The sequence below is a fragment of the Saccharopolyspora phatthalungensis genome (assembly GCF_014203395.1).
Classification (GTDB): domain Bacteria; phylum Actinomycetota; class Actinomycetes; order Mycobacteriales; family Pseudonocardiaceae; genus Saccharopolyspora; species Saccharopolyspora phatthalungensis.
In genome coordinates, this window is sequence record NZ_JACHIW010000001.1 from 1 (window position 1) to 13,905 (window position 13,905).

Below are 13,905 nucleotides of genomic sequence, written 5' to 3' on the forward strand. Positions count from 1 at the left end.
GCACCGCCTCACCACGACCAACCTCGTTGACCTTCGCCGCAACCAGGGTCACCACATCATCCAGCGACACATCCGCGTCCTCCCGCGCCAACGCCACCACATCATGTGTGCCCTGGACAACCCGTACCGCCACATCGCGCGGCCCACCCACCAACCGAGCCCACTCAACCTCCATGCACAAATGCGATTCCGTCCAGCCCGCCACACCTTTCGACTCAACACCCGATTGCGACACACCCGAATGTGACCGCCCAGTGAGATCCACCGGCGAGACACTCTGCGCCGGCACACTTCCCTCAGAAACCTTGGCCGCACTGGGATCCAGATAACCCCCGCTAGCCGCCAGATCCGGAACACCGCCACCCGGCACCCCAGCATGACCCGAGGACCACGGCTCGACCCCCGGCAAGCCACCAACGGCCGCGCCGTCGCCCCAAACCCCCGGCAGATTTGCGAAATCCTGCGGACCCGAGGGCCTACGCCCCACACTCTCATCGACCGAATCCATCCCCCCGAAGCCGAGATCAACCGCGTTCATATCGAAGTCCGCATCGAAAGCAAACAGCCCCGCGTCATCCGCCCCGAACACATCGGGCCACGACCAATCCTCAACCGCCGGGCCCAACTCAGCATCAACGGCCGGATCAAACCCCCACAACACCAGATCATCCGCCGGGTCGGCGGCCGTACCACCGACCTGACCGTTGCTCGCGGGAGCCTCGATCAGCGGAACAGCCGACCGCGAATCCGTTTCCTGCGTTGGCGAAGACAACCGAGTCGCATCACCTTCGTCCCTCATTTCCGCAAGCAGACGCGAGCCCCACGATGTGCTCTTCCCGAACTTCTTTCCCAACGTCGCACCGCTGTAGGGCTCACCCGCGTCACGAGCGCGACGCACCTCCACCCGCGCCGCCGCCCGCTCCCTCTCCCACTCGCGTCTCCGAGAAACCCGCTGCCCCGCACCACTCTTGGCCCTAGTTTCCGCACTGATTTCGACAAGCCGATGCGCACCCCATGCATCGCTCTTCCCGAACTTCGCCCCCAGCGTCGCAGCGGAATACGGCTCACCCGCGTCACGAGCACGACGCGCCTCCACCCGCGCCGCCTCCTGCGCCAGCGCCCAGTCGGCCCGCCGTGTCGCACCACCCGCATCGTTGATCTCCGCAAGCCGCGCCCGCCCCCACGCACCGCTCTTCCCGAACTTCTTTCCCAACGTCGCACCGGTGCAGGGCTCGCCCGCGTCACGAGCGCGACGCGCCTCCACTCGCGCCTCCTCTCGTTCTCGCTCGTGCTTTTGGCCCTGTGCCGCCAAAACCCGCCCGATCAATTCCACCTCATCACTTATCTCCGCAAGACGGTGCTGTCCCCACGACGCGCTCATTCCGAACTTCTTCCCCAACGTCGCACCGGTGTAGGGCTCGCCCGTGGCACTAGCACGACGCGCCTCCGCCCGCGCCTCCTCGCGCAACCGCTCCGCTTCCTGCGCCTGCATAACGGACCTAGTGACACCACCCTCACCCTTGATTTCTTCAAGCCGCGCCCAACCCCACCGCCTGCTCATGCCGAACTTCTCCGCCAACGAATCACCCGTGTAAGGCTCACCCGCGTCACGAGCACGACGCGCCTCCGCCAGCACCTCTTCTCGCGACCACTCCTGTTCCTGCCTACGCATCTCGTGTTCTGTCAGACCACTCTCATCCCTGATTTCCAAAAGCCGCGCATACCCCCACTGCCGGCTCTTCCCGAACTTCCTCCCCAACGCAGGGCCGCTGTAGGGCTCACCCGCGTCACGAGCACGACGCGCCTCCTGCCGCGCCGCCTCATTCACCGACGCCGCATTCACCGACTCCCACTCCCCATTCGGCGCCCCGGCCGCGTCCGCCTCAACCGGAGCGGGGTCCACCCTCACGTCATTGGGCCCCACCGACAAGCCCGAATCGGACGCACCCTGCCGTTCTGTCAGACCACCGTCGTCTCTGATTTCCGTAAGCCGCGTGTACCCCCACTGCCGGCTCTTCCCGAACTTCCTCCCCAGCGCAGGGCCGCTGTAGGGCTTACCCGCATCCCGAGCACGACGCGCCTCTTGTCGCCCCGCTTCGTTCACCGACTCCCCATACTCCCCGTACGCCGCCCCGGCCGCGTCCACCGCAACCGGCGCCGAATCCACCCTCGCGCCCCCAGGCCCTAGCGACAACCCCGAATCGGACGCATTGGTAACGCTAAACTCCGGCGTAATCGTGAAATCCCGCGGACCCAGGGGCCTGCGCGCCGCACCGTCATCGACCGAACCATCGTCACGTCCCCGCTTGCGGCCTCTGCTCTCACTCAGCGAGCCGGCACCGGCACGAACGCCCAACCCCGACCCCCGGGTACCAAGCCTGTCCGCCAACTCCCGGGAAAACCGCACCGCCCCATCACGACCCATCTCACCAGCCCGCGCCGCCACCAGGGCCACCACATCATCCAGCGACACACCCGCATCACCCCGCGCCAGCGCCACCACATCATGCGTACCCTGCACAATCCCCACCGCGACCGCACGCGGCCCACCCACCGACCGAGCCCACTCAACCTGCCTACGCAAGTCCTCTTCCGACGACCCAGCCACAAAAGCCGAAGCCGGTCGTTCTTCGGCATGGCTCTGCATACCCGCCGACGACGTCGCCGCGCTACTCGCTTCGGCCGAACCCGCAACCACCGTTTCCCGTTCAGGGACAGCAGTCGACGAACTCGCCAAACCGCCCAGCCCGGCACGCGCACTGGTCTGCTGTGGACCCTGAAGCTGCCCCAGCGCGCCGAACGGACGCGGACGAGACCCATCGGCCGCGAACCGCATCCACTCCGGACCACGCCGGCCACGCTCCGGCATCAAGGCGACAACATCACGCTCCAACCCCCGCGCCACCTCCGAAGCCTGACGCGAGGACACCACACCAGGACCCGCACCCTCCCCAGGCACCAACACCACCGGACCCGTACCGGCATCGCCCACCTGACCGCGCACGAACTCCGCAATCCCGGCACCCGAGGCCACCCCCGCCGGAACCGACACCCGCACCGCACCCGCAGGCAACCCCACCGGACCAGGCACCACGCCACCGGAAGACACCGCGCCCGACGACTCCGGCAGCACCGACGTGTCAGGAAGCACCGGCGACTGCGGCGCACCATCTCCCATCCGAACACTGTCCACTTGGGACAGTTCGGCAGAGTGGTCGTCGTATGCCGACGAATCGGGACGGGAATCCACGAGCGCGGCGCTTCGGTCAGCCGGGTCTCCCGGGCTAGGCGAACCCGGCGCCGGCTCCGAAGCCGAACGCGCCTCCGAGCCGTCGGCAGCAGAAGGCAGAACACTCGCGTGGTCACCGCCGGCGACCGAGTTATGCACCGGCGGTGCACCGGCACGTGGGCTCCCCGCCGGGCCCGCTCCATCAGAAGGCGACCGATCGCCCCGGTACTCCGCTATACCAGCCGTTCCGAGGCCGTCACGCTGCGGCGAATCGGCACGAGAAGCTCCGGCTGTGACACCACCGTCAGCGGCCAGCGGGCCGTTGCGGTACCCCGCAGCATTGTCCACACCAGACGGTGCGACATCGGCGCGGCCATCTCCGGTATCCGGACTGTAGGCAGGCGGCGGCATGCCAGCACGGGAGTCACCCACCCCTGCCGTACCGTCGGAACCCCGGGAATCGCCGCGAGAAAGGCTGGCGCCCTGCGGCAGGCTGTACGGCGGCGGCGGCGTGCCCGGTCTGTCGTGACCCCGTAGCGCACCAGATACCGTTGATTCGTCCCCATCCCGCGACACCGCCGCGATGTCCTGCTCGGGAACGGCGGTCTTGGCGTCCTGCCCCGCTGCGGCACCGGCATGCACATCACGGGGCACGCTGGGTGTGGCCGGAATGTCATTGTTCACATCGGACGTTTCGGTCAGGTAGCCGGGCTTTTCGCGGTAGGCCTCCGGAAGACCGTTGATCTCCGCTAACCCGGGTTTCTCGCCCGTCTGCGAACCGGAATCCGCCCTCGACTCCTCGAACGTCTCCGCCTCGGTCTGCTTCTCGGCGCTGCCGGAATCCTTCTCCCAGGCGTCCCGGGCCCTCCCAGCCGGAAGCAATTCGCCACGCAGCGCCAGACCCGCGATGTTTCCGACACCCGAACCGATCGCCTCCGACACCCCAGCGGTAAACGAGAACGGATTCCACTGCGCACCCTGACCACTGATCGCCCCATACCCAGCCTCGCCCAGCATCTCGGTCAGGCCCTCTTCAAACGCCTCCCCCAACCCATGACCAAACCGCACCGCCCACATCGCCCGCACCGACATCCCCGTGAAATCATCAATATCCTTCGACACCACATCAGCAAACCTCGCCACCGAAGACACCGGATACCGCTCCGCATGCTCCTCCGCCGCATGCTTGGCCGCCGCCGCCAACACCTCAACATCGATCTTGTCACCCAAACCCCGCACCAACACCTTGCTGATCGCATTACCCACCACATTGCCCAACGCCGACAGCGGCACCGCCAGCAACCCACTAAAGGAACCGACCCCCACCGCCATCTCCGACATCGCCGCATCCCACTTCTCCCGCGTCCCCAACGCAAACTGCAACCCCTGCGCCCCGGCATCCATCACCACCTGCAACCCCACCCCCACCACCTGGCTCATCGCCAAACGCATGAACAACTGACCCCACCACCGAGTCAGCAACAACCGCATCACCGCGAACCGCGCCGCCAACCACGCCATACTCGCCCCACCAGTAGGCCCCGCCATCGCCACCGCCCACGCGATCTCCGCCACCAACAGCAGCAAACCCCCCACCGTCACAAACTTCAAATACTGCACCTGCACCGCCAAATTCCGCACAAACCCCGCCAACTCCCGCAAACCCACACCACCCGACTCCAACACCGGACCAAACGCCCCCAACCGCTCCGCGAACCGATCCGCCGCCTTCCCCGAAAACCCACCCCGCACCCGCCCCACCACCTCCCCCACCACCGGACCCAACACCTCCACCGCCACCGCACCCGACTCCAACCGCTCCGCCACCGCGAACAACGCATCCTCATCCGCATCCGTCATATCCTCACCGGTCAAAACCTGAAAAAGCCGCCTCACCCCCTCCGGCACCATCAAGGACACACAAACCACCCAATCAGATCACGCTCGACCCAAGTCACACGACCGCCGCGCCGGTAGTATGAACCAGCCCTCCCGCCCTTAACCCATTTGCCCCCATATGCGCAGGGGTTTTGCGCGTTCTGATAGCAAAACCACGCAAAAAAGGGCACGCGCGACCCGGAACCACGCGCACCCGATACCGACCGGATATCGCCGATCGGCGCCAGGGCGGATCCGATCAATCCCGCCCTGACGCCGATCCCGGTCAGCAATGCTGCTATCGACTTTTAGCGCAGCCGCGTGACCGTGGCGCAGCGCCGAGACGGTCACAAACGGCAACGGGACTACGTCCGCTTCGAAGCCGAGTTCGTCGCATCGGAGTTCATGTCGTCGTAGACCTTGCTGAGGTCGCCCAGATCCTGTTCCGATCCGCGCAGCACCTCACCGAACGATTCGAGAGCATGCAAGACCCCGTCGAGCACCGCCAACTGCTTCTCCACCGGATTCGCGATGGCCGGCGTCGTCCCCGCGGCTTCCTTGAGCTGCTCGCGGGTCACGCGGAGGCTGTGGAGCTTGGCCGTTACGGACCCCGCCAGATCCCCGACAGTGCCGGCGCCGGTCCGCATCCCCTGTATGTCGGCCCAGAAGGCCGAGTCGTCACTTGCTGCCATTGGTATCCGCCTCCTCGTTGTTGCCGCTCGGCTTCTTGTTATCCGGGAACAGCGGTGTTTCCGCGGTCTTGACGGCCTCTTCGAACATCTGCTTCAGGTCGAAGTCACCATTGAAGATCTCCCCGATCGGGAGACCGACGCCGGTCGGTGCCAGCTGGTTGAACACGTCCATGGACTTCTTCGCGGCCTCGTCCTGCGCCGTCTGCACCGCCTCGACGATGCGGCTGGCCAGCTCCGCGGGCGCCAGGCTGCGATAGCGCGAACCCGACAGCTTCAGCCCGGTCAGCCGCTGCCGGTGATCGACGGTGGCCGTGATCATGCGGTCCTTGGTACGGAAGGACGTGGTTTCCTTTTCGACCTGCTCCTGAGCCTCGCGAATGCGCTTCTGCTGACTCTGAAGCTCCTGGAGCGCCGTCTCCATCTCATTGAACATGGGCGATGACATGGCACTTGTCCTTTCCTCGCTCGGGATTGGTGACTGTCGCGCTACGCGCTTCCGGTCGCGGTCTCCTCCTCGCGCTGGCCCTCGGTGGGCTGCTGCGCCGGCTGACGCGCACCGCGAACCGGCCCGGCGGCCACGATCTCCTCGTCCAGTTCGTAGCCTTCTTCATCGGGCCGACCGATCACGCTCAGCCCGCTGGCCTCATTGGCGCCCCACACCTCGTCGTCCTCCGACAACCAGGTTTCGCGCTCGCGTTCCTTCTGATCGCTGCCCTGGCCGCCCATGCCGCCCATGCCTGGCGGCATCATCGGGGGCATCATGCCGGGCGAACCCATGCCACCGGGCGAACCACCGGACATCTGCGCGGGCGGCATCTGCATCGCGCCTGCGCCGCCGCCGAGCCCGGAGCCGCTGCCCGGACCGCCCAGGCCCGAACCGGCACCGGTGCTCAGGCCAGAGGAAGCGCCGCTGCCGAGTCCGGAGCCGGCACCGAGTCCGGAGCCGCCGCCGAGCCCGCCGCCAGGACTTGGCACCCCTGCGCCTGCACCCGCGCCTGCGCCGGACCCGAGGCCGCCCCCTGCAGGGTCGAAGCCGGGGAGCGGGTTGCCGTTGGAGTCGAAGCCAGGCAGCGGGTTGCCGTTCTGATCGAAGCCGGGCAGCGGGTTGCCGTTGGCATCCAGCCCAGGCGTAAAGCCGCCGCCAAGGCCACCATCGGCCGGGCTGCTTCCGGGCAGCGGGTTGCCGTTCTGGTCGAATCCAGGCAGCGGGTGGCCGCTGGAGTCGAACCCGGGCAACGGGTGGCCGTTCTGATCGAAGCCGGGCAGCGGGTTGCCGTTGGCATCCAGCCCAGGCGTAAAGCCGCCACCGAGACCGCCATCGGCCGGATTCTGTCCGGGCAGCGGGTTGCCGTTGGAATCGTGCCCAGGCAATGGATGACCGTTCTGGTCGAAACCGGGCAGCGGGTTGCCGTTGGCGTCCAAGCCAGGCGTAAAGCCGCCACCAAGACCGGCATCAGCCGGATCCATGCCGGGCAACGGCTGGCCGTTGGAGTCGTGCCCAGGCAACGGGTTGCCGTTTTGGTCGAAGCCGGGCAGCGGGTGGCCGTTGGCGTCCAAGCCAGGCACGAAGCCGCCACCAAGACCACCATCGGCCGGATTCCCCCCAGGCAACGGGTTGCCGTTCTGGTCGAAACCGGGCAGCGGCTTGCCGTTCTGGTCGAATCCAGGCAGCGGCTTACCGTTCTCATCGTGCCCAGGCAACGGGTTGCCGTTCTGATCGAACCCGGGCAGCGGGTTGCCATTCGCATCCAACCCAGTGGATCCACCGCCGTTCGGATCCGGCACGTTCCGCCTGCTGCCCAAACCACCACCAGCGCCAGGGCCACCGCCGAGAATGGGCGGCGGAACGACGCCACCAGCCGCAGGGTCGCCGCCCAAGCCGCCACCAGCGCCAGGGCCACCACCCAAGCCACCGCCAGCTCCAGGGCCGCCCAAACCATCGCCAGGCGCAGGCACGTCGCCACCCAAACCGCCACCAGGCGCAGGCACGTCGCCACCCAAGCCACCGCCAGGCGCAGGCACGTCGCCACCCAAGCCACCGCCAGGCGCAGGCACGTCACCACCCAAGCCACCGCCAGGGCCACCGCCCAAACCGCCACCGGCGCCAGGGCCACCACCCAAGCCGCCGCCAGGCGCAGGCACGCCGCCACCCAAACCGCCACCAGGCGGCGGAACAGTCGCCCCACCGCCGGCTCCAGGGCCACCACCCAAACCGCCACCGGCGCCAGGGCCACCACCCAAATCACCGCCAGGCGCAGGCACGTCACCACCCAAACCGCCACCGGCGCCAGGGCCACCACCCAAGCCACCGCCGGCGCCAGGGCCACCACCCAAATCACCGCCAGGCGCAGGCACGTCACCACCCAAACCGCCACCGGCGCCAGGGCCACCACCCAAGCCACCGCCGGCGCCAGGGCCACCACCCAAATCACCGCCGGGCGGCGGGACATTCGAGCCAAGGTCACCACCGGGCGGCGGAACGGTCAAATCACCACCGGGCGGCAAGCCACCGTCAAGCGGCGGAAGGCTCGTATCGCCACCAGGCGGAACCTCCGAACCGGGGCCACCGCCCGAGTTGCTGGTCGACGGCTCCGTGAGCGCGGTCAGGGCAGTGGTCGCGGTGAGCATGGCCGGGTGCAGGTCCCGCATGGCGTCTCGCGCGGCGTTGTCCAGCTCGTCCATCATTTGCGAGATCCGGTTGTTGATCTCGTCGTTCATCTTGGTCCAGGTCTCGGCATTCGCGAGACTCCCCAGCCGGAACGTGTTCACCACTTCGGTAATGCGATTCTGCGCGCCCTTGCGCCCGTCCAGGGCGACCAGGATGTCCAACGAGTAGTTGGGCTGGCCGTGCACGATCGTGCCGTCGATGAGGTGTTGCACTACCTCTCGCGCGTGGTTCGCGGCCCCCGTTTCCGGCATCGAGCCGATACCCTCGCTGCTGATCCGAAACCACGTTTGCGCGAGCTTTTCCGCGGCCAACCGCAGCTGGGTCTCCATCTCGTACAATGCATCGGAGACCTTGACACCGTTATTGTTTGTGACCTGCTCGTGCAGGTCTTGGAGCGAATCGGCGTTGGTTTCCATCCGCTGCTGGATCACGTTCGCCGCTTGGCCCTTGACGTTCGAGTCCGGCGCCTCAAGGTTCTTGGCCCAGGCGCGGTAATCGTCAGAGGCTTGCTTCAGCCACTGCTCGTACTCCTCGACCTTCCGCCGCGCGTCCCGAACACTCGGGAGATCCAGCGAACCACGCCGAAGGGAATACAGATCCTGTGCGATCGTGTCCATCCTGCTGGACAGGTCTCGCCATGCCCGGTAGGCGTCGTAGTTGTAATTGGCGCCGAAGTACTGCTTGTCCCAGGCGTGGTAGCCGATCTGATCGGCCATGCCCGAGCCTTTGTCGTACTCTTTCCCTGCCGTGTCGGCGGTGTACTTGAGCCACTGCTTGTCCGCAGCTCCAAAGTCGACTTTGTCACCGGTGAGAGCGAGGAGTACCTGCCCGAAGTTCCACTCTGTCCAGTGGGTGTTGCCGGGAACGTTCAGATTGCCTGATTCCTCTTCAGACATTGATTCTCCTCGATCACAACGATGGCCCGTTCGGCTAGCTGGTTAAGAGTACTGCTTCACCGGAAAACGACGGCCCGCGCCGTGGGGCTCGAATACCGGCGCATCCGTGGTCGCCCGGGGACATCACGATGTGCCCGAGCACATCATTCCGGATCGGCCGCGGGGTCTTCGTGCCCCACAGACGGACTTGATCAGGCACCGGCCGGGCCGCCGCCACCGCCGCCGGCACCGGTATCACCGCCGCCGTAAGTGCTGCTGCCACCGCCGCCGGCACCACCGCCGTAGCTGCTGTACCCGCCGGCGCCCGCCGAGCCCGCGATGTCCGGGTACTCGTTCACGAACTTGTCGGCACTGAAATTCGCGAGGTCGTTGGTCTCTTCGAAGACGTCCTTGGCCTTGTTGAGCGCATCGATGAAACCCCGCCAGTCGTTGCTGTACTGGCGGTTGACCTTGTCGACCGACGAGCCGAACTCCTTGGCGGAGTTGATGAAGTCCGTCACCGCCGACCATGCCTGGTCGCCGACGTGCATCCGGCTGCCCAACGTGCCGTCGAGCCGGATGTCCACGCCGGGCTTCAGGAATTGCTGGGACAGCGAATGGTCGACGGAATCGATGGCTTTGATGAGCTTTTCGTACTGCCCCCGGTCGAACGCGGTAATCGGGGCACCTGGGACATTGGGATCCGGCATGGCTTTACTCCTTCGTTGCGCCGATGGTGGGTGGGTCAGGGCCTAGCCCGGGGCCTGCTGCGCCGCAGGCCCCGGACCAAGCCCCTGCATTCACAAAGGGGAATGCATCAGCCGAAGATGGCCGCCCCGCGACGGTCGCCATCCTGGAAAATCTGCTGAGCTTCGTTCGACGCCTTGTGACCCGTGTTCAGGCGGTGGTGCATGTCGGTGTAGGTCTTGTTCCACTGCACCTGCTGTTCCTGCCACAGGGGCGCGGCCTGACCTTGGGTCGCCTCGCCCATGCCCTTGAGGAACGTGTTCAGCTCCTCAAGGACGCTGCCCATGAAGCCGACGGCCTGGGCGAGAACCTGGTTGACGTCGCTGTACTGGCTGTGCCTAACGAAGAAATCAGACAAGGTATTTCCCTCTCAACGTAGGGGGTTCGGAAAGATTTCAGTCGACCTTGCTGGCGATGCCCATGGCGTCGCCGGTGCTGGCGAGCTGGATGTTCAGCAGCGCCTTCGCCTTCTCGTTCAGGTTCTGCAGGTTGCCCGAAATCTGGGAGAAGTCCTGGGCCCAGATGTTGAACTTGTCCTGGAAGATGCGACCGGAGTCCGACTGGTTCGCCGAGGCCAGGGCGGCGCCCTGAGTCGTGACGTTGTTGTTCAGCTGGCGCATCTTGCCCAGCGCGTCCTCGGTGGCCCGGATGATCTTCGTCATCTGCTCGGCATTAAGGCCGTAGGCGTCTTGCATTCCTCTTGCTCCTTTTAACTGGGAATTGAAGAACCGGTGGGTCTGCGTCGCCCGACACCGGGCTGTTCAGTGTTCATCCTGATGTAGCGGCGTCACCCCCCACCCGTTCCGGAGAGCACTGGACCGGTGGGAAGCAGGTCCAGGAGGCTCGCGGGCACCCCGATGGCGGACGAGGCCGAGTAGCCGAGTGCTTCGGCCGATTTCTCGTCCGCCACGGGAAATTTCGCTCCGGGTTCGGCGATCAGGTACAGACCCGCGCCGTCCGTCCCGGGAGCGGGCATGGTGCGCACCAGCATGCCGCTACCCGGCTGCACCGCGATTCGGTCCGCGGTCAGCGCGGTGCGGGCGAGGCCGGGGCCGTCCACCGGTGCGGCATGCCACGACTTCGGCATCGCCACCAGGCTCTGGGAAATGTCATGCCCGCTGGTGACGGCGCGAACGCACGGCTTGCGGTCGGTCATCAGGTCCGGCGGAGCGGGCGGCCACTCTGCCATCGTGTCGCCCGCGGGCAACACCGTGGCAGACGCCAGCGCCGCCGAGGTCAGCTTCTTCGCCGTCACCTTGCCACCACCGTAGGCGGCGGCGGTGGCCGGGTTGCCCAGCGCCATAGCCGCTCCGGTCTTGGTCACCGGGAGCAGCCCGTCCCGGGTCAGGACGAAATACCGGTCCTGCACACCGACACCGTCAACCACGAAGACCTGGCCGACCGACGACGGATCGCCGTCCAGCACGGGTCCGGGTTGGCCCTGGCCCGGCACTTGGAGCGCACCGAGGTCCGGTCCGGCGGGCAGTGCGTTGACCCAGGCATCGCGAACGCGGATGGCCGCGTTGTCGCTGTAGCCGAGCGCCCGGCCCACCCAGGGGGCGGTCACTTTCAGGCGCCGACCGTGCCACGCCAGGTAATCCGTGCCGTCCGCAACGCGCACCAGGACCGCTCGGTCGTCCGGGATGGGCGGCGCGTCCGCCGGGGAACCGATGCCCAGGGACAGCACCGGCCGGGTCGAACCGGATTGGTCCATTGTGGATCCCGCGCAGACCAGCCAGCTACCGCCGGCGGACTGGGGGTCCGGCAGCGAGTCCGGTGCTCCGATGATGCCGATCGGCGTCCCACGCGGCACACCGGCCAGCGAAGCCTGCGGCGTACTGGCGACGGTCATCTTCGCGCCAAGCAGCAGCCGGGCGGAAGCGAGGTTGTACACCGGGTGCAGCACGCCGTTGGCCAGCACGTACCTCGTGCCGGTTTCCTTCTCCACGACCAGCGTTCCCGGCTGCGTCCACTGGGTCGCGCCGCCGGGCCAGATCATCGAGACCACGGCGAACCCGGCCACGATCAGCACGGCCAGCATGAACCCGATCACCATGCCCACCGGGGTCCGGCGCAGCGGCGGGGTGGCCATGTCCGGTTCCGCGCGCACCAGCGCGGCAACCAGTCGCGCGGTCATGAACGAGTGCGCTTGGACTTGATCACTGCGCGAATGCATGGCACACCTCCTTCACCGATTCGGGACACCTCGATGTCTGGACCATCCGGGTCACGACCATCCGGCCCTCACCCGGGAGTAGAGATCCATCGCCGCCAGCGCGAGGGGGATGATCGAGATAGCCAGGACGGTGTGGCTCCAGTCGGCGGCGCGGCCCCAGTGCGGCAGCATCTTGCGTCCGGGCATCCGACGGGCAATCGCATACAGCAGCGCGGCGACCGCGATCAGCGCCCCGATCACGGCGAGTCGCAGCACCAGGGTCCCCGACACGCAGAGCGCGGTCAGCACCATCGCGAGGCCGAGAACTCCGGGGATCAGCACGGCGAGACGTTGCCGGGCACTGAGCAGTTCACGGCAGTGCAACATCAGCAGTACCGATGCCACCGATGCCAGCGTCAGCGGCGCCCAGCCGGGACTCGACGCCAACACGGCGAGACAGCCGACGCCGACGACTCCGAGGCCGATGTAGAGGGCCGTGACGAAATCATCGGCGCGGGCCGTGCGTGCCAGCAGTTCCCGGCTCGGTTCGGGGTCGATGTCCTGCTGGAATTCCTCGGCCGTGTCGGGCAGCGGCGGTACTACCAAGCCCGCCATGCGGGCCGCGAGAACCGGGACGCGCATGCCGAGCGCCAGCGTCAAGGTGAGCACGATCGCCGCGGCACCCTTCGCCCCGACCACGTCCCACAGCGAGAGCCCGCCGGCGGTCGCCGCCAGCGCAGCGCACACCCCGGCGGAGAGGAACCCGGGGTCCGAACCGGGGCCCACCACAAGTCTTCCGAGCACGGCGACCACCGCCATGCAGCAACCGGCGGAAAGAATCGCAGGTGCGGTCAGCACGCCTGGACCGTCGAACAACGACCGTCCGACCGCGGGCAATGCCAGTCCCGCCACGAGAGCGAAGCCGATAGCACCGGCCGACAGCAAGACGCTCCCGGTCTTGTCCCCCATCGCGCGGGAGGCACCCGCGGCGCCGAGCACCAGCACGAGCGCGATGACGCCGGCCGCGATAGCGACACCGCCACCGATCGCGATGACCGGCAACAGCAGCGCGGCAAAGCCGAGGACCGCGCCGAGTAGTCCGAGGAACAACCGCCGGGTCAGCTCCGGCCGCCAGGCGTCCTTGCGCTCGGAGATACCGGTCGCGATCCCGTCGGCTAGGTCGTCGAAGTCCGCCGGCGGCAACTGGTCGTTGCGGGGTCGCAGGTGAAGGGTGTCACCGTCGTAGAGGCCGAGCGCAGCGGTGCCGAGGTCCTCGTCCAGCGGCGGCTCGCCCAGCTTCTGGAGCACCCAGCCGCCGTGCTCCAGACCGGCGTTGCCCAACTCGTGGCCGAGGTGGCCGAGAAAGGTCGGCAGCAGGTCGGCCACCGGCACGTGCGCAGGTACCGCCAGCTCGATGCGCGATTTCGGGCCGTAGACCGTCAGCCGGCACACCTCGCCGGCGCCGACTGTGGGCTGCGTCGTTCCCGTCATGCCCAAAACACGAAGGCCGCTCGGCGCTAAGTTCACCCCAACGGCGCACGTAGTTGAAGACGGGTAGAAACGGGCAGATCCGCAGAGACCTCTATATCCGTGTCTCAAGTAACGGGTAACGAATACCGACTACCTGTCGCCGTTCTCCGCGGAGGTCCGCGAGCCCGCCG

9 protein-coding genes are annotated in these 13,905 nt (G+C 67.1%); all 9 read right to left on the reverse strand.

Annotation, left to right across the window (positions count from 1 at the left end):
- On the reverse strand, positions 1–5,140 hold a 5,140-nt coding region (locus BJ970_RS00005; RefSeq protein WP_446689095.1), incomplete at its 3' end, for a WXG100-like domain-containing protein.
- Positions 5,141–5,472: 332 nt separating this feature from the next.
- Positions 5,473–5,799, reverse strand: coding sequence for a hypothetical protein (locus BJ970_RS00010; protein WP_184721843.1), 327 nt, complete (start codon positions 5,797–5,799; stop codon positions 5,473–5,475).
- Positions 5,786–6,244 carry a YbaB/EbfC family nucleoid-associated protein gene (locus BJ970_RS00015; protein WP_184721846.1) on the reverse strand — a complete coding sequence of 153 codons (459 nt, stop codon included), beginning with the start codon at positions 6,242–6,244 and terminating at the stop codon, positions 5,786–5,788. Before BJ970_RS00015 ends, BJ970_RS00010 begins: the two co-directional genes overlap by 14 nt.
- A gap of 41 nt (positions 6,245–6,285) precedes the next feature.
- Entirely contained in the window at positions 6,286–9,363 is a 3,078-nt protein-coding gene (locus tag BJ970_RS00020) for a hypothetical protein (RefSeq protein ID WP_184721849.1), read from the reverse strand.
- A 191-nt stretch (positions 9,364–9,554) separates the two neighbouring features.
- On the reverse strand, positions 9,555–10,052 hold the full coding sequence (locus tag BJ970_RS00025; protein WP_184721853.1) for a hypothetical protein: 498 nt from the start codon (positions 10,050–10,052) through the stop codon (positions 9,555–9,557).
- A gap of 107 nt (positions 10,053–10,159) precedes the next feature.
- Positions 10,160–10,447, reverse strand: coding sequence for a WXG100 family type VII secretion target (locus BJ970_RS00030; protein ID WP_184721856.1), 288 nt, complete (start codon positions 10,445–10,447; stop codon positions 10,160–10,162).
- A gap of 37 nt (positions 10,448–10,484) precedes the next feature.
- Complete coding sequence (locus BJ970_RS00035; RefSeq protein ID WP_184721859.1) at positions 10,485–10,784, reverse strand: hypothetical protein; 300 nt, start codon at positions 10,782–10,784, stop codon at positions 10,485–10,487.
- Between the two features lie 92 nt (positions 10,785–10,876).
- Complete coding sequence (gene eccB / locus BJ970_RS00040; protein ID WP_184721862.1) at positions 10,877–12,265, reverse strand: type VII secretion protein EccB; 1,389 nt, start codon at positions 12,263–12,265, stop codon at positions 10,877–10,879.
- Between the two features lie 51 nt (positions 12,266–12,316).
- Complete coding sequence (eccD, locus tag BJ970_RS00045) at positions 12,317–13,735, reverse strand: type VII secretion integral membrane protein EccD (protein ID WP_184721866.1); 1,419 nt, start codon at positions 13,733–13,735, stop codon at positions 12,317–12,319.
- Between the last annotated feature and the right edge of the window lie 170 nt (positions 13,736–13,905).